This window comes from Mucilaginibacter sp. P2_D11 (genome assembly GCF_056404435.1).
This window is the reverse complement of sequence record NZ_JBFUEA010000002.1, coordinates 83766-109936: the sequence shown is the minus strand read 5'-3', so window position 1 is coordinate 109936 and position 26171 is coordinate 83766. Positions and strand designations below refer to the sequence as shown.

The 26171-nt window shown below is 46.8% G+C and carries 22 protein-coding genes and 1 pseudogene; 9 read left to right on the top strand and 14 right to left on the bottom strand.

Translation table 11 applies throughout. The annotated features are described in order from the left end of the window. Positions 1-215 precede the first annotated feature (215 nt). The 4 genes and pseudogenes from AC1DXC_RS03380 to AC1DXC_RS03365 form a co-directional block, all read right to left on the bottom strand. Positions 216-869 (bottom strand): annotated as a pseudogene (locus AC1DXC_RS03380) (phosphatidylserine decarboxylase family protein); the annotation flags it as partial. 36 nt (positions 870-905) lie between these two features. Beyond that, the gene (locus tag AC1DXC_RS03375; RefSeq protein WP_477457724.1) at positions 906-1763 is read right to left on the bottom strand and encodes a phosphatidate cytidylyltransferase; all 858 of its coding nucleotides are present in this window, start codon (positions 1761-1763) and stop codon (positions 906-908) included. Further along, positions 1760-1972 carry a putative signal transducing protein gene (locus tag AC1DXC_RS03370; protein ID WP_477457723.1) on the bottom strand — a complete coding sequence of 71 codons (213 nt, stop codon included), beginning with the start codon at positions 1970-1972 and terminating at the stop codon, positions 1760-1762. Before AC1DXC_RS03370 ends, AC1DXC_RS03375 begins: the two co-directional genes overlap by 4 nt. After that, positions 1953-2906 (bottom strand): lysostaphin resistance A-like protein, encoded by a 954-nt coding sequence (locus AC1DXC_RS03365; RefSeq protein WP_477457722.1) that lies wholly within the window; start codon positions 2904-2906, stop codon positions 1953-1955. Before AC1DXC_RS03365 ends, AC1DXC_RS03370 begins: the two co-directional genes overlap by 20 nt. Before the next feature lie 38 nt (positions 2907-2944). On the opposite strand from AC1DXC_RS03365, the gene dusB reads away from it, so the two are divergent. From dusB to AC1DXC_RS03350, 3 genes are read left to right on the top strand one after another with little or no spacing between them, the layout of a single operon-like run. Continuing rightward, complete coding sequence (gene dusB / locus AC1DXC_RS03360) at positions 2945-3937, top strand: tRNA dihydrouridine synthase DusB (protein ID WP_477457721.1); 993 nt, start codon at positions 2945-2947, stop codon at positions 3935-3937. Between the two features lie 47 nt (positions 3938-3984). Beyond that, positions 3985-4371, top strand: a complete 387-nt coding sequence (apaG, locus tag AC1DXC_RS03355) for a Co2+/Mg2+ efflux protein ApaG (RefSeq protein WP_477457720.1) — start codon at positions 3985-3987, stop codon at positions 4369-4371. Positions 4372-4374: 3 nt separating this feature from the next. Continuing rightward, a complete protein-coding gene (locus AC1DXC_RS03350; protein ID WP_477457719.1) occupies positions 4375-5148 on the top strand; it encodes a DUF4272 domain-containing protein in 774 nt (257 codons plus the stop codon). 42 nt (positions 5149-5190) lie between these two features. On the opposite strand, the gene AC1DXC_RS03345 is transcribed toward AC1DXC_RS03350, so the two are convergent. Beyond that, positions 5191-5373, bottom strand: coding sequence for a hypothetical protein (locus AC1DXC_RS03345; RefSeq protein WP_477457718.1), 183 nt, complete (start codon positions 5371-5373; stop codon positions 5191-5193). A 58-nt stretch (positions 5374-5431) separates the two neighbouring features. After that, entirely contained in the window at positions 5432-6160 is a 729-nt protein-coding gene (locus tag AC1DXC_RS03340) for a zinc metallopeptidase (protein ID WP_477457717.1), read from the bottom strand. 128 nt (positions 6161-6288) lie between these two features. On the opposite strand from AC1DXC_RS03340, the gene AC1DXC_RS03335 reads away from it, so the two are divergent. From AC1DXC_RS03335 to AC1DXC_RS03325, 3 genes are all read left to right on the top strand, one after another. Further along, positions 6289-7428 (top strand): NAD(P)/FAD-dependent oxidoreductase, encoded by a 1140-nt coding sequence (locus AC1DXC_RS03335; protein WP_477457716.1) that lies wholly within the window; start codon positions 6289-6291, stop codon positions 7426-7428. Between the two features lie 65 nt (positions 7429-7493). Next, positions 7494-7688 carry a hypothetical protein gene (locus tag AC1DXC_RS03330; protein ID WP_477457715.1) on the top strand — a complete coding sequence of 65 codons (195 nt, stop codon included), beginning with the start codon at positions 7494-7496 and terminating at the stop codon, positions 7686-7688. Positions 7689-7693: 5 nt separating this feature from the next. After that, entirely contained in the window at positions 7694-8011 is a 318-nt protein-coding gene (locus AC1DXC_RS03325) for a type II toxin-antitoxin system RelE/ParE family toxin (protein ID WP_477457714.1), read from the top strand. A 9-nt stretch (positions 8012-8020) separates the two neighbouring features. On the opposite strand, the gene AC1DXC_RS03320 is transcribed toward AC1DXC_RS03325, so the two are convergent. The 3 genes from AC1DXC_RS03320 to recQ are packed head-to-tail and all read right to left on the bottom strand — an operon-like array spanning position 8021 to position 12001. Beyond that, positions 8021-9376: a UDP-N-acetylmuramoyl-tripeptide--D-alanyl-D-alanine ligase gene (locus AC1DXC_RS03320; protein WP_477457713.1), complete on the bottom strand. Its 1356-nt coding sequence runs from the start codon at positions 9374-9376 to the stop codon at positions 8021-8023. A 10-nt stretch (positions 9377-9386) separates the two neighbouring features. After that, positions 9387-9860: a DinB family protein gene (locus AC1DXC_RS03315; RefSeq protein WP_477457712.1), complete on the bottom strand. Its 474-nt coding sequence runs from the start codon at positions 9858-9860 to the stop codon at positions 9387-9389. Beyond that, positions 9857-12001, bottom strand: coding sequence for a DNA helicase RecQ (recQ, locus tag AC1DXC_RS03310; protein ID WP_477457711.1), 2145 nt, complete (start codon positions 11999-12001; stop codon positions 9857-9859). The genes AC1DXC_RS03315 and recQ overlap by 4 nt, the downstream gene beginning before the upstream one ends. A 191-nt stretch (positions 12002-12192) precedes the next feature. On the opposite strand from recQ, the gene AC1DXC_RS03305 reads away from it, so the two are divergent. Then, positions 12193-14688, top strand: a complete 2496-nt coding sequence (locus tag AC1DXC_RS03305) for a M14 family zinc carboxypeptidase (RefSeq protein ID WP_477457710.1) — start codon at positions 12193-12195, stop codon at positions 14686-14688. Positions 14689-14777: 89 nt separating this feature from the next. Here the strand turns inward: AC1DXC_RS03305 and AC1DXC_RS03300 are convergent, their stop codons facing one another. From AC1DXC_RS03300 to AC1DXC_RS03280, 5 genes are all read right to left on the bottom strand, one after another. After that, entirely contained in the window at positions 14778-15923 is a 1146-nt protein-coding gene (locus tag AC1DXC_RS03300) for an acyltransferase family protein (protein WP_477457709.1), read from the bottom strand. Positions 15924-16314: 391 nt separating this feature from the next. Continuing rightward, on the bottom strand, positions 16315-18765 hold the full coding sequence (locus AC1DXC_RS03295; RefSeq protein WP_477457708.1) for a TonB-dependent receptor domain-containing protein: 2451 nt from the start codon (positions 18763-18765) through the stop codon (positions 16315-16317). 217 nt (positions 18766-18982) lie between these two features. After that, complete coding sequence (locus tag AC1DXC_RS03290; protein ID WP_477457707.1) at positions 18983-19204, bottom strand: hypothetical protein; 222 nt, start codon at positions 19202-19204, stop codon at positions 18983-18985. Next, on the bottom strand, positions 19204-20853 hold the full coding sequence (locus AC1DXC_RS03285) for a PspC domain-containing protein (protein ID WP_477457706.1): 1650 nt from the start codon (positions 20851-20853) through the stop codon (positions 19204-19206). The genes AC1DXC_RS03290 and AC1DXC_RS03285 overlap by 1 nt, the downstream gene beginning before the upstream one ends. Positions 20854-20878: 25 nt before the next feature. After that, a complete protein-coding gene (locus tag AC1DXC_RS03280) occupies positions 20879-21214 on the bottom strand; it encodes a PadR family transcriptional regulator (RefSeq protein ID WP_477457705.1) in 336 nt (111 codons plus the stop codon). Between the two features lie 185 nt (positions 21215-21399). On the opposite strand from AC1DXC_RS03280, the gene AC1DXC_RS03275 reads away from it, so the two are divergent. Together AC1DXC_RS03275 and AC1DXC_RS03270 are read left to right on the top strand one after the other, a co-directional pair. Beyond that, positions 21400-24594, top strand: coding sequence for a SusC/RagA family TonB-linked outer membrane protein (locus tag AC1DXC_RS03275; protein WP_477457704.1), 3195 nt, complete (start codon positions 21400-21402; stop codon positions 24592-24594). A 20-nt stretch (positions 24595-24614) separates the two neighbouring features. Next, positions 24615-26162: a SusD/RagB family nutrient-binding outer membrane lipoprotein gene (locus AC1DXC_RS03270; RefSeq protein WP_477457703.1), complete on the top strand. Its 1548-nt coding sequence runs from the start codon at positions 24615-24617 to the stop codon at positions 26160-26162. Positions 26163-26171: the final 9 nt, after the last annotated feature.

The following is a 26171-nucleotide window of genomic DNA, read 5'->3' as shown; positions in this document are numbered from 1 at the left end:
TCAACCACCCACTACTTCTTAGCTTTAGCAAATTTCTCTTTTGGGGCTGTTTTTGCTTTGCGGGTGCTTGCTCTTTTAGGCTTTGCTTCGTGTTCTACAACCATGGTTGGCTCGCCGTGCTCATCAGATAAAGCGGCTTTGGATGGCTGGGTAAAATCGGGTATCTGCATGTCGTCAGGCACGTCGTCAATATCTACGAATTTGCCAACGCTTGGTAACTCGGCTAATACAGTGCGCCCGCCTTTTACCACATCGTTGATGGAAACGTTTATTTTGGCGTTAAGCGGTAAAAATATATCCACCCTCGAACCGAACTTAATAAAGCCGAACTGGTGCCCTTGCTGCACCTTATCGCCCTCTTTTACGTACCAAACTATACGGCGGGCCAATGCGCCTGCAATCTGGCGGAACAATACGGAAACGCCCTCGCTGTTTTCGGTAACAACGGTAGTGCGTTCGTTCTCGGTAGATGATTTTGGGTGCCAGGCCACGAGGTATTTGCCCGGGTGGTATTTGAAGTATTTTACTATACCGCTTATAGGATTGCGGTTGATGTGCACATTCACCGGCGACATAAATACCGATACCTGGATGCGTTTATCTTTGAAATATTCGGTTTCTACCGTTTCTTCTATAACCACCACCTTGCCATCGGCCGGGCAAAGCACTTCGGTTTCTTCGGCATTAAGCGCCAGCACCGGGCTGCGGAAAAACTGCAGGATAATAAAAAACAGCATAGCCGATAGGACGTACACTATCCACCTCAGCGTATTGGCTTCGGGGTAGTAAAATTGAATAGCTGCGTTTAAAACCGCGATAAACAGTACGCACAAGGCTATGGAGGTGTATCCTTCTTTATGGATAGTCATAGGAGCTTATATATTGATTAATAAATTATTACAAAACTAAACATTTACAACGAAGTACAGGTAGGTATATACCAACGGCGCAGCAACTAAAAAACCATCGAACCTATCCAGCAGGCCGCCGTGCCCCGGCAGTATGCCGCCCGAATCTTTGATGTTGATACTGCGCTTGAACATCGATTCTACCAAATCGCCCAGCGTGCCAAAGCAGCCGATGATAATGGCTATAGAAACCCATTGGTTCCAGGGGAGGTCTTTAAAATACAGGCTGATGACGAAACCTACCAACGCGGCAATCAACACCCCGCCGATAAAACCCTCCCAGGTTTTCTTGGGCGAGTGCCGCTCGAACAATTTGGTGCGACCGATGGCCCGCCCTACTAAGTAGGCACCTGTATCGTTACTCCAAAGCATCAGCAGAAAGCCAAGCGGGATATGCAAATTGTGCGCTCCTGCCGAGCTGGTAGGCTTTACATAAGCCAATGCAATAAAAAAGCTAAAGGGGATGCAAATAAGCACAAGGCCCAGGATGGTATAAGCTATATTGGTGAACGGCGATGCGTCTATTTTAAAAAGTTCGTGGATGAATATTGCGCTAACCGAGAGCGGCAAAAGAAAGAGCAGCCTATGGCCCCAAACTGCAGTCGTTTCCGTTGCAGGCAATGCCGATAGGCTGGAGTAATTAATAAGCGCAAAGCCCGAGAATACCAGTATTGCCGTTATAAATCCGGCCAATCGATTAGGTTGTATGCCGCTTTTGATATTGAGCCCATAAAACTCGTGCAGGCAAAGCAAGCAAAGGAGTAAGTAAAAAGCCCCGAATATATAGTCGCTCAGAAGTACCGAGCCTAACATTACAATAATAAAAAAGAAGCCTGTGATGGCGCGTGTCTTCATAAGTTCAATTGGTTCAAAATCATAATCTCGAGGGCTGTGCTGAAGTTTTCCTGGTGTATGTAAACCTCGATATCTCCGAAATCCTGGTGCGATGATGCCTGCCGGTTGAGCAATACGGCGTGGATATGGTGCCCGGTAAGCATTTGCTTAACAATTTCTGATTGGTAAAAATTGGTTGAAGTAAAAATTTTAACCCAGTCCTTCTCCATTAATGTTAACTGCCTGCTTTTTGCCCGATGTTATGTTTTTATAAACTAAAAGCAAAATTATAATAATTATGGCGCTAAATACATAGCTCCCGTAAGTAAATGTGTGCGTATCGTCGGGGTTTACCTTTATTTTTTTCTGCTGAAACAAATAGGTTGCTAAAACGGCAAGTCCGTTGTTGATGAAATGGCCCCATACTGCAGGCCATATACTGCCGCTAAAGGCCACAAAATACCCAAACAATGCCCCAAGTAACATCCTGGGCAAAAAGCCATAAAATTCCATGTGGAAAGCGCTGAATATAGCCGCCGTTATCCAAACGGCGCCGTGCGTGTTTTTGGTCCATCGTTGCATAATGGTCTGCAACACCCCGCGAAACATAAATTCCTCGGCAATGGCGGTAAGCAGGCCTACCAGCACTACGTTCTTCAGCATATCCCAAACGTTATCCATCTTTAAAATAGCTTTGGTTAGGGCCTGCGCCTGGTCCTCGCTCTTTTTCATCCATTGCTCAACCCCGCTTAGCCATTTGGGTAACAGCATCTGCTGGTTAAGGTTGCTCAAAAGCTCTATCTGCGCCAGAGACGAGATCATCACGAAAAACACGATGACCATCAGCACCCACGGGAATTTAACGCCAGGCTTAAGGTATGCAGCTGGCTCTTTCACGATAAAACGCGCGAAGATAACGGGAGCTATAAAAATAGGCACCGTAGTGCTGATGATTTGCAGAAGGTACAGGGCCTGCGCCATTCGAGGGCCCGAGAAATCCAGCCGGTACAGTTGCTCTATTAGTCCCTTACCATAAAGTGCAGTAATAACGCCAAGGCCGATAAGGTTGAAAAGGAACACCGTACCTACAGAAAGCCCTATAAAAACAGCGAATTGCAGCTGGGGCGACAGCTGATTTGCGTGATTTACAGGCCCTTTTATCATTTAGCTTAATTTTTGTAAATTTGCAACGAATATAATCCATGGCGGTACAAATAGGAAATATAGATTTAGGGGAGTTCCCGCTGCTGCTGGCACCAATGGAAGACGTGAGCGATCCGCCTTTCCGTTACGTATGCAAGCAAAACGGCGCAGACATGATGTACACGGAGTTTATTTCTTCGGAGGGATTGATACGCGATGCCGCCAAAAGCCGCCAGAAACTGGATATATTCGAGTACGAACGCCCGATAGGTATACAGATATTCGGTAGCGACATCGACCACATGCGCGAAGCTACCGAAATAGCAAGCCTTGCCGGCCCCGACCTGATGGACATCAACTACGGTTGCCCCGTAAAACAGGTAGCATGCCGTGGCGCGGGTGCAAGCTTATTACAGGATATCGACAAAATGGTGGCCATGACCAAAGCGGTTGTAAATGCTACACATCTGCCCGTAACGGTGAAAACCCGCCTCGGCTGGGACGATAACACTAAAAACGTTTACGAAGTTGCCGAACGCTTGCAGGATGTGGGTATAAAGGCGCTAACCATACACGGCCGTACCCGCGCGCAAATGTACAAAGGCGTTGCCGACTGGAGCCTGATACATTCTATCAAGAAGAATCCGCGCATAAAAATCCCGATTTTCGGTAATGGCGATATTGATTCGCCCGAGAAGGCAGCCGAATGGCGTATGCAGTACGAGGTGGATGGCATGATGATAGGTCGTGCCGCAATTGGTTACCCATGGATATTCCGCGAGATAAAGCATTATTTCGCAACCGGCGAGCATCTGGATAAGCCAACTATTGCCGAACGCATAGAAGTTTGCAAAACCCATCTGCAAAAAAGTATGGAATGGAAAGGCCCGCGCACCGGCATTTTTGAGATGCGCCGCCACTATAGTAACTATTTTAAAGGTGTGCCCGATTTTAAGGAGCACAGGATGAAACTTGTTACCGCCGCCACCGTAGAAGAGATTATGGAAATATTAGCCGAGGTAGACAAAAAATATGCCTTTGAAATGGCGTAATATTTGTTGCGATGCTATATATTTGAATTAAAAGAGATTAACAAGCCATGGCTACTATCATAACTGAAGGTGTTAAGGTTTCAGTTGAAACAATTTACCAGCCCGAATATTCGAACCCGGCTAATGACCACTTTATGTTTGCCTACCGGGTAATCATAGAGAATATGGGTAATTATGCCGTGCGCTTACTTAGCCGCCACTGGTATATATTCGATTCTAACGGCGCCAAGCGCGAGGTAGAAGGCGAAGGCGTAGTAGGCCAGCAACCCATTATAGAACCCGGCAACTCCCACGAATACGTATCGGGCTGCAACCTCAAAACCGATATGGGCAGCATGAAAGGCGAATACCAGATGGAGCGCCTGTTAGATACTTCCGTATTCAACGTACAAATCCCCGAGTTTTATTTGGTAGCGCCGTACAGGTACAATTGAGCAATGATTGGTAAAGGTTTAAAGCTCGTTGCCTGCTTATGCCTTGTATCTGCCATCGGCTTACTTTCTAATTGCACCCCATCTTCAGGAAAGATACAATTCAAAGTTGATAAGCCAGAGTACCCTACCGACCACCCGCTTACATCTGCGGAGCGGAAAAAGATTACCGACGACTTCCTGAAATCACGTAAGATACCCGTGCTGGCTAGCTTGCCCGAAGTTGAGGACCATACCAACGCGCATTTCCGTAGCGATATTGATGTTGCCCGCCGTTGCGTTATCCTTTATGGGTTGATATATGTGGCGCATGGCGCCAAAACCGCTGAATATATGGTTGATTATTTCAAGAAAAACCATCTATGGGGAAGCGTATCGCCCGACGAGCAGAAATACCTTTTAGGAAAGCGGACAGAAAAGCAGGATGATGAGATGACTTGGCGGATAGAGAATCTGAACGTTTTGCTGTGGTCCCTCGGGAATTTTAGGGTATTGCCTTTGCCAAACGTCCGCTGCAGTTTCACCCATTACGAAAACCTGCCCGACCTTGATGGCAACCCTTTAAATTGGATACAGGATGCGAAACTGCGTAACACCGAGGATATATTGAACGAGGCGGACCTCATCTACCGCATCCATTGGGCCACAACAGAGGCGAGGCTGAACAAAACCCCTATGCCCTATCATATGGACAACGATGTGGTGTACGAACGCCACTATGCCCTGAACTGGCTAACGATGTATGCCGATGAATGGGATGAGATAACGACAGATACCTAAAAACGAATCAAATCAGGCTGATTTCTGTTCAACCTGATTTGATTAGCACAACCTACCTCTCTCCCGCTTTAATACCCCGCCGGTTTTATTGTACCCGAAACTCTTTATTACGATCTCGTTTTTGGCGGTATCGCGGCTAAGCTTTACCCAGCCGTAATGCGCCTGCCCGGCAATTTTAAATTGGATGCCCAGGTATTTGTCGTTACAATTAACTTTAAAAAACAAAAAGCACCCCGAATCAAGGGCGCTTCTAATCTCTAATTAACTAACCACTAATCGCTGATTAGTCTCTCCTGTTCACCAAAAACGAAGCGTAGTAAACCAGTGTAGCTAATGAGCCAACGGCCGCAACAACGTAGGTCATGGCGGCCCACCACAGCGCATCCTTTGCCTGGGCGTGCTCGTTGCCGGTTTGTACTACCGTGTAATTATTGTTCAGCCATGCCAACGCCCTGTTGCTGGCATCGAATTCTACCGGCAGGGTAATAAAACTGAACAGCGTAACCAGCGCCAGTGCGCCAACACCGATGGCCAGTACGAAAGTGCTGTGGATAAATATCATCAGCAGTACGCCAATCATCAGTGCCCATTGGGTGAGGTTAGAGGCTACATTGACTACTGGCACCAATGAAGAGCGCAGGTTTAGCCAGGCATAAGCCTTGGCGTGTTGTACGGCGTGCCCGCATTCGTGTGCGGCTACTGCGGCGGCGGCAACACTGCGGCTGTAATACACATCGGGACTAAGATTAACGGTTTTATCGGCGGGGTTGTAATGGTCTGTAAGCTGACCCTCAACCGAAATTACGCGCACATCGAAAATGCCATGGTCTCGCAGCATTTTTTCGGCTACCTCCTGGCCGGATAAGCCTGAGAGTAACGGCATCTCGGCATATTGCCTGAATTTGCTTTTGAAGCGCATCTGCACCAAAAAGCTCACCAGGGCTATAACAATCATCAACAACCAGGCAGAGCCGGGGTTGATGAATAACAGTATATGGGTTAATTGAAACATCGTGTGATTGATTTTTATACGTGGGGTATTTCAAAAAGTATTCCATATTGCGCAAAAGGGTATAGTAGGAATGTCAAAATGCCTTGCTGATATGCTGTTTTTTGATTACCGGATCGCTACTTTTGAGTTTGGAACAGAACTTTTCATACTGGGAACGCACAGCGTTTATAGATAACGCCGATGTGATTATCATCGGCAGCGGCATAGTTGGCTTGAGTGCGGCCCTGCACCTGAAAACCCAAGAACCTAATTTAAAAGTGTTGGTGCTGGAACGAGGCTTCCTGCCCAGCGGCGCAAGCACAAAAAACGCTGGTTTTGCCTGTTTTGGCACCGTTTCTGAGCAATTATCTGCATTAAAACACTCTTCCGAAGGAGAGGTGACTCGTTTGGCCAATTACAAATGGCGCGGCTTGCAACGCCTGCGGCAAAACCTCGGCGATGCAAATATCGACTACCGCCAGCACGGCGGCCACGAATTATTTATGCAGGGCGAAGAACAGTATGCCGATGAATGTATCGGCCAGATTGAATACCTCAATAATTTATTGAAGAACGCCATTGGTGGGCATGACATTTATTCAGTTGCCAATGAAAAAATTGCAGGTTTTGGCTTTAATAAGGTAAGCCGCATGATATATAACCCTTTTGAGGGGCAGATACATACCGGCAAGATGATGCGTACCTTACTTAACAAATGCTATCAAAAGGATGTACTGGTACTGAACGGCTGCGAAATCACGTGGGTTGGGCGGGAGGATAATCATATCCGACTGAAAACGTCTGTTGGGGCATTTAAGACGGGTAAATTAATACTGGCGACCAACGCGTTTGCCAACCAATTATTCCCCGAGTTAAAGGTTATCCCCGGCCGGGGGCAGGTATTGGTAACAAAACCCATCCCCGCCTTAAAATTGCAGGGCACCTATCATTTCAATGAGGGGTACTATTATTTCCGCAATATCGATGGCCGGGTACTATTCGGCGGCGGCCGCAATCTTGATTTTGCTGCCGAAGAAACCGCCGAGTTTGGGCATACTGATGCTGTTAAGCAAAGCCTTATCCATTACCTGAATGAGGTTATCCTCCCCGGACAGAATGCGGAAATTGATTATTGGTGGAGCGGTATCATGGGTTTTGGTGAGGATATCAGCCCCATTGTAAAACAAGTTGAGCCCAATATTTACTGCGCCGTGCGTTGCAATGGAATGGGTGTGGCCATGGGTAGTTTGGTTGGGGAGGAAGTGGCGGATTTGGTGTTGGGCGGTTAGCTTGTTTGGAATTGCGTTTTAAAGTCGTAAATTAGATTATGCTAACAGTTCAAGTAAAATTAAGCGTGGAAGATATCATCGACTCTCTTGGGAAATTAGAGGCAAATGAACGATTGAAGCTACAAAAGGCACTTTTTAAGTTACAGGACGATATCGCTTTGCAAGAATCCGTAAATCGAGGGCTGCAAGATGTTAAACATGGACGTGTAACGCCGCACGCCGAAGTTATGCAACAGTTAAAGGAGAAGTATAATCTATAATTGTAATGTCTGTTATTGAAGTTGTTTGGTCCGAAGAAGCCAAGAAGACCTATTTCGATATCATAGACTTCCTAACCGAACGATGGACGGATAAGGAAATCCAACATTTTATAGCTCGAACGGATACGGTAATCGGAAAAATAACAGAGAACCCCTACTTGTTTGCGCAGTATAAAAATGATTCCTTGATTAGGCGCGCTGTATTACACAAAACCACTATTCTCATTTATCAAATCTCTACAGATAAGATGGTTATAAACTTGCTCTCATTCTGGGCTGTTAGAAATGACCCGGACAAATTAAATCTCTATAACGAATATTGATATTTCTATCTAAAACAAGCCCACCAATCTTTCCAAAGCCATTCCGCGTGAACCTTTTATCAGCACTGTAGCATTGGTAATCGGTTCCGCCTTAAAGCCTGCCATGGCATCCTCCGCCGTTAAATAGAAGCGTGTACTATCTTTATTTTCCAATATCAAAGAAGCCGCGGTGAAATCCTTGCCGATGAATATCCGCTCATTAACCTGTGCATCTATTGCCTTTTGCAGCACAGCAGCATGCTCTGCGGCAGATTCCTCGCCCATTTCGAACATATCCCCTAAAATCAGCACTTTATGGCCGCTCTGCATTTTATCCATATTTTCTATGGCTACGAACATGCTGCTGGGGTTGGCGTTATAGAAATCGCAGATGAGCGTGTTGTTTACGGTATGCAATATCTGTGAGCGGTTATTCTTTGGCTCATAACCGGCGATGCCCTCGCTTATTTCCTCAGGCGTTAGCCCGAACGTTGAACCTATAGCGATGGCCACTAAAATATTATCCAGGTTGTAGGCGCCGGTTAAGTTGGTTGGCACCGTGTATGAGCCGCCCTCTAAATTATCCTTCCATTCCAGCACCAGTAGTGGCGAACTATCCAGCAGCCTGCCGCTTACGATATTATCAGGATTATCATTCTTCCCGTAATAGATAACGCTGGTAAGCCCGCGTTCATCTTTCATGGCCGTCAGTACAGCATCATCGCTATTGATGAATGCTACTTTTTTCCTTTCTGAGTTACCGTCTTCCGGATTTTCGGCCTGGCCCAGATAATCGTACATCTCCCCTTTGCCTTTTCGTACGCCCTCTACTCCGCCAAAACCTTCTAAATGCGCTTTACCGACATTGGTAATAAGCCCGTGCGTAGGTTGGGCAATGCTGCAAAGCAACGCAATCTCGCGTTGGTGGTTGGCCCCCATCTCAATTACCGCCATTTCATGCTCTGCCGTAATTTTAAGCAGGGTTAACGGTACGCCTATGTGGTTATTCAGGTTCCCTTCGGTGGCCAGCGTATTGAAGCGTTGCGACAATACCGCGTTGATAAGCTCTTTAGTGGTCGTTTTGCCGTTGGTGCCGGTAAGACCTATAACTGGTATGCTCAATTGCCTGCGGTGATGCGCGGCCAGGTCTTGCAGGGCTGCCAGGCCATCTTCTACCAGGATGTATTTTTCGCCAATGGCATACGCGGGGTTATCGATAATGGCGTATGCGGCACCCGTTTCCAGGGCCTGCGTGGCAAAGGTATTGGCATCAAACTTATCGCCTTTAAGGGCAAAGAACAGGCTGCCCGGCGCAATTTTGCGCGTATCGGTACTGATAACCGGGTGCTGCAGGTAAAGTTGGTAGATGTCTTCTGTAGTGGCCATGATTGCAATATTAATCCCAGATATCCGGGCGCTCAATATTAAGGATTCTTAAGTACGAGAGCAAATTGCCGGCGTGTACGCTTTCATGATAAGCGATGCGCAGCAGGTAATCGCCCAGTTTGCGCCGTTGGTTCCGTTCCTCGCGGTTGATTTCTATTTCGGCCAGATCCTGTGCAGAGTAATTGCGCAGGCGCTGTATGAATTGCTCATGATATGCTACCGAAAAAGCAATTTCATCGGCAATTGTGGTAAAGGGCCGGCCCTCCCAGGGCGAAACAAAATCCTCGCCTAAATTGCCGCCGTTTTGTATGATAATGCCGTAGATGTATTCCGATTCCAGCATATGGCGCACCATCTCGATTATCGACATGGCCTCCTCATCCGGCTTCCAGTGTATCACGTCGGCGGGTATGCTCTCCATCAGCATAACACTGCGGCGACGTACCTCTTCAGAATTTAGGATAATCAGTTCTGCAGCTGTCATGTTAATTGGTTTTGCCGGTTTAGCCAGGCAATTACAGCTCGTATCTCGCCATAGGAGTAATCTTCTCCTAAAACCTCTTTCAAGGGTGCAAGTCGCTCGTTGCCATATTTCTCAACGGCATCTTTTATTGCCGGTATCTTCTCTTCCTTAACAAAACTATGCACATCCAGTTCTCCGTTTTGTACAAAAACACCTAAATGGTTTTCGATGGTGTTTGGCGAGAGGCTGCGTAAGCGCGCAATATCAGCAGCCGACAAGCCCTGTTTAAAAAGCGCAAGCGATGCCCTTGCCGTTTCTGGAATTTGCTCTTTTTTGGGTTTACGCTCCCGCTTTGGTGTTTTTTGGCCGATGCGCGATTCGAGTTTTTTTTGTGCGCAGTACTGCGTAACCAAAGCTAAAAACTCCCGCCCGTATCGCGCCAATTTAATGTCGCCGAATCCGGATATCTGCCGCAATTCTTCCAGCTTTTGGGGCAGGTAGGTGGCAATTTCCAGCAGGGTGGGGTCAGAAAGTATGATATAGGCAGGCAGGTTTTCCATTACGGCAATTTCCTGGCGTTTTTTGCGGAGGGTCTCCAGCAATTCGGCCTCGAAATCCAGCGGAGCGGCTTCTTTCTCGTCGGTAGTTTGCGAGGAAATGAGTTCTACCTTTTGCAGTCCTTTTAATACCAACTCGCTTTTGGCGGTCAGCTTTAGCGAGGCGTAAGCATCGTCGGTAACACGTAAATAACCTGTGGCAATCAGCTCGCGCAGGTAGCGCTGCCAGTCTGCCTTGCTGATGTCGTCGCCCGCGCCGTATGTTTTGAGTTGTTTATGCTCGGGCCATATCTTTTCGCTTCGCGAACCACGCAGGAAATCTACGATATACGTCACCCCGAAACGCTCCTTCAGCCGCGTTACAGCAGATAAGGCCTTCTGTGCGATAAGCGTCCCGTCGAATTTGACGAACTCGCTCAGGCAATAGTCGCAGGAGCCGCAATTATCGGGAAAGGCCTCGTCGAAATACTGCATCAGATACTGGCGACGGCATGCATGCAGCTGGCAATAACCCACCATATCGTCCAGCTTTTTCAGCATGATGGCGCTTTGTTCGGCGTTGTTTTCTACCGTGGCGAATTTTCGTAGTTTGATAGCATCGCCCGGTGAATAAAGTAGCAAGGCATCCGAGGGGAGGCCATCGCGACCCGCGCGGCCGGTTTCCTGGTAATACCCTTCGATGTTTTTGGGCAGATCCATGTGCACCACGTAACGCACGTTCGATTTATTGATCCCCATACCAAAGGCTATCGTAGCTACGATAATCTTTACATCATCCCGAAGGAAAGCTTCCTGGTTTTTGGCTTTTTTTTCGTTGGTTAAACCCGCGTGGTAGGCCTCGGCGGCGAAACCCTCGTCTTTTAAATTATCTGCTAGTAGCTCTGTTGATTTACGCGACAGGCAATAGATTATGCCCGAATCTTCCTTGCGCTGCCCTAAAAAATTGATGAGCTGGTTAAAGCTGTTATTTTTTGGATTGACGCGGTAGGTAATATTCTCGCGATTGAACGAGGAGATAAACACCGCCGGTTTGTGCAGGTTAAGTTTATCGAGGATGTCTTTTTGGGTGAGCTTATCTGCGGTGGCCGTCAGCGCGATGACCGGCACGCCGGGGAACTCATTCTTCAATCCAGCCAGCATAAGGTACTCAGGTCGGAAATCGTGCCCCCATTGCGATATGCAATGCGCCTCGTCTATGGCTATCTGCACCACCTCCAGTGTTTTCAGGAAGGTCATCAGGCGTGTATCCTTGCCGAATAAACGCTCGGGCGCAACGTATAGCAAGCGTAACTGGTTGTTTTTTAGCCGTATGGCGATATCCTTTTGCTCATCAGGGTCCTGACTGCTGTTTAAGAATGCCGCCGGGATGCCGCTGAGATTGAGGCTGTCTACCTGGTCCTTCATCAGGGCTATCAGCGGGGATATCACAATGGTTAGCCCGTTCAATAGCACCGCTGGCAACTGGTAGCAAAGTGATTTGCCCCCACCGGTAGGCATCAGCACCATCACATCCTGCTTATTGAGCACATGTTGTATAATGGCCTCCTGCGAATGCCTGAAATTGCTGTAGCCAAAATATTTCTGTAGGGCGTGTAGTGGAGTCATGTTAGATGTGCAAATTTCAAATGGTTTAGAATGCGCAAATTACTGATTTAAAGAATAAAATGCTAAAAATATTAGAATTTTTGCTGTGTAACGGAACCGTTACTGTCCTAATCTGCACATTTGAAATCTGCACATCTGCACATCATTTTTTTTCCTCATATTAGCCTTTGCATCATCCCAAGATTCATCGTATGATAAAAAGAGTACTCCTCGTTTTCGCTGCTGTCGCATCCATCACGGCAGCATTTGCCCAAAGTATCCAATCGCCTGAGCAATTTTTAGGCTATAAGCTTGGCGAGCAGTTTACGCCGCATTACCGTATAGTAGAGTATTTTAAATACGTAGCCACAGCATCTAAAAACGTAAAGCTGCAGCAATTCGGTACTACCAACGAGGGCCGGCCGCAGCTGGCGATGTTCATCGCATCTGACGAAAACATAGGCCGTTTGGAGGAAATTCGTCATAATAACTTGAAACTGGCCGGCATAGAAAGCGGCAACGCCGACCTGCCCAACGCGCCCGTTATTTTATGGCTGAGCTTTAACGTACACGGTAATGAGCCGGCATCCAGCGAAGCCTCCATGTGGACCCTCTTCGATTTGGTTGACCCGGCAAGCACCCGCAACAAAGGCTGGTTAAAGAATACATTGGTGGTGATAGACCCATGCCTAAACCCTGATGGACGCGACCGCTACGTAAACTTTTATAATTCGGTGAAAGGTGCCAAGCCCGACCCAACACCTTCCGCGCGCGAACACATAGAACCGTGGCCGGGCGGCCGGGTAAACCATTACTATTTCGATTTGAACCGCGACTGGTCATGGCAGGCACAAAAAGAAACCCAAAACCGGGTTGGCCTTTATAACCAATGGTTACCCGAGGTACATGTGGATTACCACGAACAAGGCTATAACGCGCCATATTACTTTGCACCGGCTGCCGAACCATATCATAAAGATATTACCCAATGGCAGCGCGATTTCCAGGTAACGATAGGTAAAAACAACGCCAAAGATTTTGATAAGAACGGTTGGATGTATTTTACCAAGCAGGTATTCGATTTGCTGTACCCATCGTATGGGGACACCTACCCGCTGTATAATGGCTCGATAGGCATGACCTACGAACAGGGCGGCATTGGTGCCGGCCTGGCAGTGGTTACCCGTAGCGGCGATACCTTAACGCTGGTGCAGCGTGTGGCGCACCATCACTCTACCGCCATCAGTACTATCCAAACTTCTTCCGATAACGCAACGAAGCTATTGTCGGAGTTTAAGAAGTTTTATGATAACGCCAAAACCAACCCTCCGGGTGCGTATAAAACCTATGTAGTTAGGAACGATAATAATGAGAAGGTAGACCAGCTGGCCAAATTGCTGGCACGCAACGGCATACAGTACGGCTATGGATTGTCGACTAAAACGATTACCGGGTACGATTACTTTAGCGGTAAAACCGAGACCTACAACGTGGATGCCAACGACCTGGTGATAAACGCCTATCAACCTAAAGCCGTTTTGTTAAACGTGCTGATGGAGCCTACCACTTTTATTGCCGATTCGGCCACTTATGATATTACCGCCTGGGCCCTGCCTTATGCTTACGGCCTGCGCGCTTATGGTTTAAAAGAATCATTGAAACCGGCAACCGCAAGCTGGAACGTAGCTAAGCCTGCCGCTTTACAAAATACGCATGCATATGCCTATGTATCGTCGTGGGTGTCGATAGCAGACGTACGCTTTTTAGCGGCGATTATGAAGAAAGGCATCAAAGCCCGCTACTCCGAAACGCCGTTCGAGATTGCAGGCAAGAAATTCCCGGCCGGCTCGGTACTGGTGACCCGGGCAGGCAACGACCGCGCCGATTTTGACCAGGTAGTTACGCAAACCGCCGCCGAACTGGGCCACGAGCTTACGCCGATATCCACCGGTTTTATGGATAAGGGTAACGACATTGGCTCCAGCGAGGTTCACTTCATCAAACAGCCACGTGTTGCGCTGATGGCCGGCGACGGCGTAAATTCCGAAGCGATGGGCGAGGTTTGGCATTTGTTTGAACAACAGATAGGCTACCCGATTACCCTCATCAAATACGCAGACCTTGGCCGCAGTAAACTCTCTGATTTCGATGTGATGATTTTCCCGGATGGTCGTTACGATGGCTTCCCCTCGGATAAATTACTGGGATGGGTGCGCGATGGCGGCCGTTTGATCGCGATGGAGAATGCAGCATCGCTACTGGCAGATAAAAAGGACTTCGGCATTAAACTGAAGGAAGGGAAAAAAGACGATAAGAAAGATGCCGCGACGGTGAAAATTTACGCTAACCGCGAACGCGATGCGATATCTACCGGTATCCCCGGCGCAATATTCAAAATGAACCTGGATAATACGCATCCCTTAGGCTTCGGTTTGCCAAACTTTTACTACACCCTAAAAATGAACGATGATATTTACGAATTGCTTGGCGACGACGGCTGGAACGTGGGTACCATCAAAAAAGATGCGTATGTATCGGGCTTTGTGGGGGCGCAATCTAAACAACGTATAGCCAACGGCCTGTTGCTGGGCGTGCAAAGCATGGGCCGCGGTTCGGTAATCTTTATGGCCGACGACCCGCTGTTCCGCAGTTTCTGGGAAAATGGCAAGCTGCTGTTCAGCAACGCCGTGTTTATGGTGGGGCAGTAATTCGGTTGGCAGTTTGCAGTTAGCTGCCGTCTGCCAAATATTCGATAAGACTTATATAACAAAGCGACCACATCTGTGAGTCGCTTTTTCTATTTAACATCCAGGCTGCGTAATAGCGGCCACTTGCTAACCAGCTTTTTCGCAAGACTTTGAAAGGGGATTTCCACCATTTTAAATACCGCAAAGCTTAGTGCGTATGCCGCGATAATGGCTGATAGCATAATTACAGCCGCACTGCCAGGGAATTTGTTGCCAAGCAATCCGCAAAACGTAATCAGCAAAGGCATATGCAGCAGGTAAAAACTATAAGAGCTGTCGCCCATAAAATTGAACAGCGGTATTTGCAGGGCATTGGCAATCCTCGTCCGTTCCAAAGCAATCATCATAATGATGGCGCCGCCGATGGCGTTGGTATAATCGCGCCAGAAATAGGCAAATGGGCTGCTGCTATCGCCCCATGGCTTGTAAAATTCAAAACTGATGTTGTAGCAGAATATGGCCAGTAATAACAGCACCAGCACCCATGTAGTACTCAAAGCCCGGATGCGGCTCTGGAGTTCTTCTTTATATTTTGCGCAGAGCACGCCGATGTAAAACACCCCCAGAAAGCCGTTTGCGTGGTTGTAAATCAGCGCCAGCACCAATAAAAAGAACAGCAGGTTGAACAACAGGTTGCCGCGCGATACCACCAAGATAAAGAAGGGCAGCAGTAAGGACATCTTCATTTCCACCACCAAACTCCAAATAACAGGGTCTATGATATCGGCATCGAAGTTGGGGCCTATCAGCAAGAAGGTTTTGATGATTTCCTGGCGATGCATGGCATCCCATGGCCAGCCCCAAAAGCTGCGTATCCAATCAGAGAAACCGGCCACACCCTCGGGCCGGAACGCGTAGGTTTTTAAGATAACAGCAAACAATATAGCCAACACATACGCCGGGTATATCCTGAAAATGCGTTTTATGTAAAACTCTGTGAGTTTTAAGGGTTTATCGGTATTGATAAAGGGCAAGCTCAACACAAAACCGCTGAGCACAAAAAAGAACATCACCGCCGCCCGGCCATTCAGCAGGATACCTAAGGGGCTTTGCTTTACAACCATAACCCAGGCACCGGCAGGATTCAGCATCAAAAAGCAATGCGAAACAAAAACGCATAATGCGGCGAGGCCGCGCAGGCTATCTAATTGTTTGTAGCGTATGGGTTTCGGTTGCGAGGTGCTTGCGTTGGGCATGTTGTATTGTTAGGTGCTGCAATATCAACATTTAGAACACAACAAAAAAACCAGGAGACAGCGCAGCCCCCTGTCGCTTGCGCCAGAGCTTCAGCGGCGCAGCAAAGCATAAACCTTTGATGACCCCGCTTTACCGGCGAAGGAGGTATAAGGGGCTGTATGCCTGCAAAACCTCTAAACCACGCCAAAAGTGTTCACGCTGGCGCGCGTGAACGCCGTGAACATTATCAAGATGCTTGTAATCAGCTGATTAAAAATAATAAAATGGTGTCAATATCGTGCCACCACCGCGCATATTGCTATCTGTTATATTAATGGCGATTTTCCCGGTTACGAAATAAAAAGCCCCCTATCTGAAGAATCCCTTCGGATAGGGGGCCTGGGAGGTTTTTTAATTCGACCCCTTCACCCTGTTGCTTTCGTCATCGGCGCCGGTGCGGTGCTGGCGGCTTTTGATGGCACTGTTGCCAAAGTTGTAGGTGAGGGTTAAACGCATTACCCGGGTATCGTTCCTTTGTTTGATATCGAAGTTGTTGTTTACGATGTGGCTGCTCAGGTCGTTGCGTCGCAGGAAGAAGATATCGTCGCAGGCCAATTTCACATTCAACTTTTTGGCAGCAAACGAGTGGCTTACGCCGGCATCTATAGAGTAACGGGCTTTGATTTTATAAATACCATAAGTTAAGGGCGAACGGTAATCGCCCAGCACCTCAAAGCGGTAAGCACCGAAGGTAAATGTTTGCGTCAGTTTACCCTGTGCGGCAAACTGCCCGTCGTTGAAATTCACTATCGAGGTAGAGTCGGTGTTGAAGCCCAGGTAAAAGGCGTTTACGTTGATGTTGCCGGTCCACCATTTGGCAATTTTGAAAGGCGTATTCACATTGATGTTGTAGCTTTTTTGTGTTTTTAAGTTCTGATGCGTCTCGAACGATTTGTTGCCTTGCGTTAATATCAGTTCGGTAATTACATCGGTAGTAAGGCTGTAGCCCAGGCTAACGTTCAAATCATGGTTGTAGGTGTAATTCAACTCGAAGTTTTGGGTGTATTGCGGGTTTAAGAACGCGTTGCCCTGGCTGTAGGTATAAGGATCAAGGTAGTAGATGAAAGGGTTAAGGTCATCGTATCCCGGGCGATCTATACGGCGGCTGTATGAAAAATTCAGTTCGTTTTTATCATTCAGCGTTTGGTTGATGAATACGCTCGGGAAGAAGTTAAGGTAGCTGCGGTTTACCGGACTGCTGCCTATGAGGTTACCGTTAGATTTTGTTTGCTCGGCGCGTAAACCCAACTGTATAGATGTTTTCTTGAATTGCTTGTTCAGGTTGATGTAGCCCGCGTTTATTTTCTCGTCGTAAATAAAGCGGTTGGTGCGGTTTACGTCGTTTATCAGTACGCCATTGCTCACAATCTGGGCCTGCAGGTCGTTATCTGTTTTTACGCTGCTGAATTTTGCGCCGGTTTCCAGTTTGATGGTTTTAGTGATGGGTTTGGTATAATCGAACTTGCCTGTATATATAGATATAGTAGAGGGCGTTTGGTTGCGCAATATCTGCGGCGCATGCTGGGTGCTGCCATCGGGCAAAAAGTAATCGGTATGGTAATCAGCGTTCGAGTTGTTGCGGAACTTCGAGTAATCGAGGTCGAAACTGATTTCCTGCCCTGCGGTATCTATTTTGTAGCGGTCGTTTAAGTTAAGTGCAAAGTTTTTATAGGATTGTTTTACAAGCGATGTAGTATGCAGTGATGAATCGGCCACGCCAAATTGTTTGCCAATAATGGTAGAGTTGTTGTTATCGTCGCGGCCTGTGTTAGCGTATCCGTTCAACACAAAACCGATGGTGTGTTTCGGGGTAAGGTCGTAGTCGGCACCAAGGCGGTAATTGTTATAGTGATTTACACCGGGCATCGAGGATAGCTGGTTAAAGTAGGTTTTATTGCCGGCATCGTCGGTAATTACACGGTTGATGGATAAATCGTGCCCGCGTTTGATATCGCCCCTGCCAAAAGAGCCAAACACGTTTAAATTGCCCTCTTTATGGTTTAAATTCAGGTTGGTGCTTTCCCTCCAGTACTTGCCGCGTGCTACTGCTGCGGTGAGGCTGCCGTTAGTGCCTGATTGGGTGTTCTTTTTCAGCTTGATATTGATGATGCCCGAGTTGCCGGCAGCATCGTATTTAGCCGACGGATTGGTGATGATCTCGATGGATTTGATGGTGCTGCCGTCGGTAGATCTCAAAAGGGTAGCCAGCTGCGCTGCCGTAAGGTAGGTAAGCTTATCATTTATCATCACGGTTACGCCTTCTTTCCCTTTAAGACTGATGTTGTCGTCTTTATCGAGCGATACGCCCGGGGCACGGGCCAGAATTTCTAACGCGGTATTGCCTGCTGCTAATACGCTGTTTTCAACGTTCATCACGGTGCGGTCTATCTTGCGCTCTATCAGGGGCTTGGTGCCGCTGATGGTTACCGTTTGCAGGTTGCGACTGTTTGCCTGCATTTTTATGGCCGGCACAGCAACTGTTTGTTGGTTGCCGTTGGCATCTATGGCGGCGCTATAGGCCTTGGTGTAGCCCAGGTTGGTTACAGTTACGATGTAGCTACCCGCTGCAATATGGTCGAAAGTGTAGGTGCCTGCATCCGTGCTTAAAGTGCCTTTCACAACGGTAGAGTCTTTAGCGCGCAGAAGCGTTACGGTAGCGTAATCTACAGGTTTGCCTTGTTCGTTCAGCAACGAGCCGGTGATGGTAAGGGTTTGCGGCGTGGCAATTTTAGGCTGGGCGTATGCCGTTGCACAAAACAACATGCATATTAATATATATAGTTGGCGGATGATGGTTTTCATAGGGGTAAAAATTTAGCAATAGAATCCCGTGGGGGCGTCGCCCTCAATTTTTTTTTGTTTAGTAAGTAAATGGAGTTTAGTACCGTGCTATCAAATGGCAGCAGGGGTTTGGTTGGCGGTTATATGTATGTTTTGCATGGGTCTTTGTTTAATCCGGCCGTTTGTATTAACGGCAGGGGCCTTGTTTATTGGTTAGATGCAAAAACAGTGGCGAAGGTTACATGCTTTTTTCACTTTTTAGTACAGGGAACAGCGTTTCCAGTACTTCGGGGCAGATAAAGAAGCCGTAGTCCATCGGCTTTTGTGGCTGTGCCTTAATGGATTGTGTCGCCTTTTTGGCGGGCAGAAGAGTAGCCGCTAAGGGGTGTTTTAGGATGCAAAAAGGTAATATAAGCCCGCTGAACAGCAGCAGGCTTATATACTTTATAAAGGGTTTCATTATTCGCCTGTGTTTGCGCTATCTGCAGGTATAGCAACTTTTTTGCTTTGAGGCAAAACCAGCGTATCAACCTTGCACTGTAAGCCGTTGTCGGTCATAATAAATTTAGCCGATGGCGCATTTTCCTGTTTGTTATCGCGCTTACAATCGTAAATATTAATGCCCCCTATATAGTTGCTCATGTCCTCATCTATAACCAATTTAGAATTTAACGGCACTTTTAAAGTAAGACGTAACTCCTGGTCGCGGTATTTATCAATGCGCTTGTCAAAATGGCGATTAAACTTTAGTACATTACCTTCCTGCACAAATTGATAACTGATAGCGCGTGCGTTTGCTAAAGCGTCAACTTCATCAAAGCCACGGGCGCTAAATGTTTCAACTAAAACGGGTTTAGGTACGTCACTTTTTTCGATGGACATATATATGTTCCTGCCCGGCATATCCATATTGTCGTCGTTATCATTATCGAGGATAACACGGTTGCTAAACTTGCCTTTAATATCCAATCGCAGGCTGTCATCGCTTGTAAGGTATTTAATATCATTTAGCTTAAGGTAGTAGGTACTATCTGCTTGTGGCTGAATGCTAATTGTTTGATTAAAACTTTCGCCTTCTCTAAAATTGGCCGCCGCTTTCGACGTATAGTATATTACGATGCTGATTGAGATCACCCAAACCATTAATAGGGCTGTACCGGTGGTGCGGCCGATAGCATTGCTTTTGAAAACAGTATTGATGATAACCAATATTATCGTGAGCAGCGGCAAAGCCATGGTAAGGAATCCGCAGATAAAGAACACCATATTTGCTTCGCGGTTTACAATGTTGAAAGGGAATACATGCATTAAGAAAGCGTTGCCATAAACAACATAGGTGATGATGGCAATTACCAGCCCAATCATGGCCGCAAAGCAGCTTACTAAAATGGCTATGGCAATCACCTTAAACAGTAATTTGGCGGTGCCGCCAATAAAAGTACCAAAATGGGTGAACACATCGCCGGCAAAATCGCGGGTTTTATAAGCGAGTGGCTTTGCTTCGTGCTTTAGGGTGTGCAGGTTGCCTTTTACGCCGCTAAGTTCTTGCTCAAAGTTTTGTTTAAAGCCTTGCAGGTCCAGCCGCTGGCCTTTCATGGCCATGCGATCTGCACGGGTAACGGCTTTAGGGACAACTATCCACAGTATTATATATAGCAGCAGGCCAATGCCGCCGCCGGCGCACAGTAAAACAAAGCCAAGCCTTACCCAAATTGCATCTATATCGAAGTAATTGGATATGCCCGCAGCTACGCCTCCCACCAGATGGTCGTCGGCATCGCGAAAAAGGCGGCGGTTCTCGGTGGCGTATGCGAATGCCGGGCCCGCCGCCTCGCCGTTTTCCTCGGCCTCGAAATCTTCTACCGAGCCCATTTGCTGTACAACGGCATCTACATCCTGCGCAACTATAACCTGTTTGCCTTCGCGCTGCAAAATATCGTTGAACATCTCTGCGATGCGGTTTTCTATGTCGGTGGTGATTTCCAGGCTGTCGGCCGAGTTCATAAAGTGGCGCGTTACGGCCGACATGTACGTTTTTAGTATCTCGTAGGCATCTTCCTCTATATGGAAAACCATGCCGTTTATGTTGATGATGATAGTTTTATTCATGATGGTGGTGATTAAAGGGGGGTGATTAATTTTTCCTCTCGCCTATGGCGGTTTGCACGGCGAAGGCCAGCTCCTGCCAGGTGCTGTCGAGCTGTTCCAGAACCTTACGGCCCTCATCGCTAAGTACATAGTACTTTCTGGGCGGCCCCGAGGTAGACTCTACCCAGTTGTAGGATAGCAGGCCATTGTTTTTTAATCGGGTTAGCAGGGGGTATAAAGTACCCTCAACTACGAGCAGCCGGGCCTTCTTCAGCTCGGCAATTATGTCCGATGCGTATATCTCGCCCTTTGCTATAACGGAAAGTATGCAATACTCCAGTATGCCTTTCCTCATTTGGGTTTGGGTGTTCTCAACAATCATAATGCAAAGATATATGTTTTGGAATGTATTATGCAATACATAGTACTGGATTTTTTTAACTTTCTTTAACTTTTTAACTTTTTTTAACAAAACCACCCTTTTTTTTACATTTAATTTGATTTATTGATGGCGTAACACTACTTTTATGATTAATTAACTATTAACTGATCTTATTATTAACAAACATGAAAAAACTTCTACTAGTAAGTTTGTGTTTCCTGATGTTATGCGTAACGCAGGTTTATGCACAAAATCGTACAGTTTCCGGTACGGTTGTGGCCAAGGATGACGGTCTTCCAATCCCAGGCGCAACGGTGAAAGTGAAAGGTACTTCTACAGGTACCCAAACCACAACAACCGGTAAATTCACCCTATCGGTTCCGGCCGGTTCTACCCTGGTGGTATCTTTCCTAGGCTACAAACCCTACGAGGTTAAAGTTGGCTCCAGCGACGTGATCAACGTTTCGCTTGAATCTTCTTTTACTGATATAGGCGAGGTTGTGGTTACAGGTAGCTTAGGTGTTAAGCGTGCAGCCAAAGAGCTTGGTTACGCTACAACACGTGTAAGCGGCAAGGATATCAACCAAACAAACGTTACCAACTTCGCAAACGGTTTAACAGCAAAGGTTGCTGGTTTGGCCGTTCAGTCAGTTGATAACAGCATCGACCCAAGCATCCGTATCACGCTGCGTGGTAACCGTTCATTAAGCGGTAACAACACTGCGCTGATCGTATTGGATGGTGTACCAATCCCAAGCGGTACAATTTCATCTATCAACCCGGATGATATCGCTGAAACCCAGATACTGAAAGGTGCCGGTGCTGCTGCGATCTACGGTTCTGAGGCATCTAACGGTGCGATCATCATTACCACCAAACGTGGTACAGGCGATGGCAAACCGCAAATTACTTACGGTAACTCGTTCCAATTCAAAACTGTAGGTTTCTTCCCTGAGCTGCAACGCGCTTACGGCCCTTACGGCGGTGAGCCTGCTCCTTACCTGGATCCTATCACCGGTTTCTCTTTGTACACCCCATACGAGAACCAATTATACGGACCTGCTTTTGATGGCAGCGAGGTTGTTGTTGGTTACCCTGCCGGCGGCCCTAACGGACCAGTATTGAAAGCTAAATACAGCGCATTAGCTCAAAACCCTATCACCTCTTTCTTCAACAGGGGTATAGTGGAGCAAAACCAGGTTGCATTGCAACAGGGCGATGCTAAAAACTCTTTTTACTTCTCTGCTCAAAACGTTATTGATAAAGGTGTAGTTCCAAAAGATAAAAGCACCCGTACATCTGCCAGCGTAAGGGGCGCACGTACATTCGGTATATTCAAAGTAGATTACTCTGCTTCTTATACCCGTACAAGTGTAAGCACTTACGGTACAGGTTATAACGGTGCAATCCTTTACACTACTGTAATGCAGTGGCCGGCATTCCTGGATATCAAACAATTCCAGGATTCAAATAACGGCACATTCTCTAATCCAAGCGATTTTTACGATGCCTACGCTATCAATCCATACTGGATAACTGATAACTCAAGGTTTGTTAAACAGAAAGACGTTTTCTTGTCTAACTTGAAAATGACCTTAACGCCAACCAAATGGTTAGATTTAAGCTACAACGTTTCTCAAAACTTTGGTAACTACCAAAGCCGCTCTACCAGCAAACAGGTAAACTTTACCCCATACTCGTTAACTGACCCTTACGGTGCAGGTAGCGTGCAAGCAAGCTTCTCTACCGGCCTTGTGCAAGGCAGAGTATCTGATTTTAACCAATTTGGCGATGGTACAAGTGCCGGCGATGGTTACGCAAGGTTACAGGGCGATGCAACAGCAAACTTCCACTACAACTTCTTTAAAGATCTAAAAACAAGTTTATTAGTGGGTAACACTGTTTATCAGCGTAGCTTAAACAACATCCAGGCAGGTAGCAACACATTGTTGATACAAGATTACTACAACATCAACACCGTATCGGGTTTCCCTACTGCTTCTACAAACATCTTCAAAATACGCCAGATAGCTTACTTTGCAGATTTGAACATAGGTTACAAAGATTATCTATTCTTAGAAGGTACTTTAAGGAACGACCACGATTCGCGTTTACCTGAGGTTAACCGTTCATTCTGGTACCCATCCGGTAAAATCTCGTTCATCCCTACTGAGGCATTGTCTTTCTTAAAAGGCAACCGTACTTTCAACTATGCTAAGTTTTACTTATCAGTTAGCCGTGTAGGTAACATTTCTATCCCTCCTTACTACCTGTTAAATACAGTAGGTGTAACCGGTGGTTTCCCTTACGGTACGCTGGGTGGCTTAAGCTTAGGCGCCACCAACTTCAGCCCAACGCTTAAACCAGAAATCATCAATGAAATTGAGGTAGGTACTGAGCTTTCTTTCCTGGATAGCCGTATCAACGTACGTGCTACTTACTACAAACAAAACAGTAAGAACCAAACCTTAAACGTAGGTACCTCTGGTGCAACCGGCTTTACAAACGCCGTATTGAACGCTGGTGAAATCCAATCGAGCGGTGAAGAGTTTGAGGTAGCCGGTATCATCTTGTCAAACCCTAAAGGTTTCGGCTGGGATGTGAAAACAAACCTTTCAATCAACGATTCTAAAGTTATATCGCTTATCCCTGGTATCAACCAGTTAGATTTAGGTGGCGGTATATTCGCAGTAGTTGGTCAACCGTTCCCTGTTTACAAAGGTACCGATATGAACCGCGATCCTAACGGCAACGTTATCGTTAGCGCTACTACAGGTTTGCCATCGCTTAATAGCAACCAGGTAAACTTTGGCCGTACCAGTCCTAAATACATTTGGGGTGTTACCAACAACTTTAGCTACAAATTCGTTAGCTTGAGCGCAACTGCCGAATACCGCGGTGGTAACATTATCTACAACGCTGTAGGTGGTACATTAAACTTTGCAGGTTCTTCTTTAATTTCTACGCTTGCAGGTCGTCAAAAATTCGTTTACCCAGGTTCTGTAATAAATACAGGTACAGCAGCAGCCCCTGTTTACACGCCTAACACCAACATTACCGTACAAGATGGTAACTACGGTTTCTGGCAGAGCTCTGCTTACAACACCGCTAACCAGCCACGTGTTTCGAGCGCAGCGTTCTGGAAATTACGCGAAATCAACCTTAACTTCAACTTATCCCAGTTTGTTAAAAACACCAGGTACATCAAAGGCTTAAACCTTTCATTCACCGGTCGCAACTTGTTCTTGTGGAAACCTAAAAACAACCCATGGAGCGATCCTGAGTTTGCTACCACCGCAGGTAACGCTATTGGCGTAACAGATGCTAACCAGGTTCCGGGCCAAAGGATTTATGGTGCAGATCTTAGAGTAACCTTTTAATTCTTTTAATTAAAACGACGATGAAAAAATATACATTAATCATATCAGCTTTTTTTGCAACGGGTGTTATCTTTTCCGGCTGTAAGAAAGACTTCCTGAGCCTGGAGGTGAACCCAAATACGCCTTCAGTATCAACGCCGCAGTTTGCCCTGTCTGGCGCCGAAAAAGTAGCAGCAGATATCGTGAACACCAGCTACAATGTACAAGGTGTTTGGGGCGGTATTTGGAGCCCAAGCGGTAACTACGTACCAAGCCCTGCGTTGCAGCAGTACCAGTTTACAAACCTTGATTTTCAGGTGTTTACGCCGCTGTTTCAAAATGCTACTAACTTTGATAACCTGGAGAAAATTGGCGCAGCCAGCCCTTCTTTAGCTTATTTCCAGGCCATTGCCAAAATTATGAAAGCTTATGATTTTGAGCAATTGGTAGATGTTTACAACAATGTGCCTTACACACAGGCATTTAACGCATCTGTTTACCTTTTCCCTAAATACGATAGCGGTAAAGATGTTATTTATCCTGATTTGGCTAAACAATTAGTTGCAGCTATCGGCATCATTAATGCAAATGCCGGCGCAACTAACCCGGGTGTATCAGACATTGTTTTCGGTGGCGACATGACCAAATGGAAAAAGTTTGCTAACACCTTGTTGCTTCGTTTAGCTATACGCCAAAGCAATTTAGGCGGCGGTACCGCAAAACCATTGTTGGCTTCTGTTGCTGCTGAAGGTTATATCGACGAATCTTTCTACGCAAAAGCCAACCCTGCTTACACAGGTGCAGGCGTACAGGGCCAGCAAAGCCCGTTCTGGAGAATTTACGGTACAGATTTGAGCGGTAACCAAACCGGTAACAACCTTTACTACCGTGCCAACCAGTTTGCTTTAGATTTGATGAATGCTTATACCGATCCGCGCGCTGCAAGATTCTACGCTGCAGTGCCGAGCGGCGTTACCGGCAAACCTGGTACAGTAAAAGGTATCATTTTGGGCGACCCTAACGCGGTTGCAAATGCAGGTACCAGTGCTATCGGCCCTGGCTTGTTAAAATCTGCATCAATGGATGCCAACCTGTTGTCGTCATCTGAAGCCTTATTTTTACAAGCAGAAGCTGTACAGCGCGGATGGATTACCGGTGATGCAAAATCACTTTATTTGGCCGGCATACATGCTTCATTCATAATAACCGGTGCTACTTTGCTGAAAACGCCTTATGATTCTGGTACCGGAACAGCAGCTACGTTCTATACTCCTCAGGAATCATACGCACTGTACGTAGCACAGACAATTCCTAATACAGGTTGGGATTCATCGCCAGACAAATTTGAAGCTATTTCTACCCAGAAATATATCGCTTTGAATGGGTACTCCAACCTGGAAGCGTTCTCTGAATATAAGAGGACAGGCTTCCCTCTAGGTTTGCCACGTTCTATCGATTCAAAAGCTATAGGTAGCACTATCCCTAACAGGATTTTCTTCCCGTCCTCAGAGTATGCCCAGAATGCAGACGCGGTAGGCGCAGAAGGCACTATCGATCCATTTACGTCGAAAATATTCTGGATGAAATAATTGTTATTA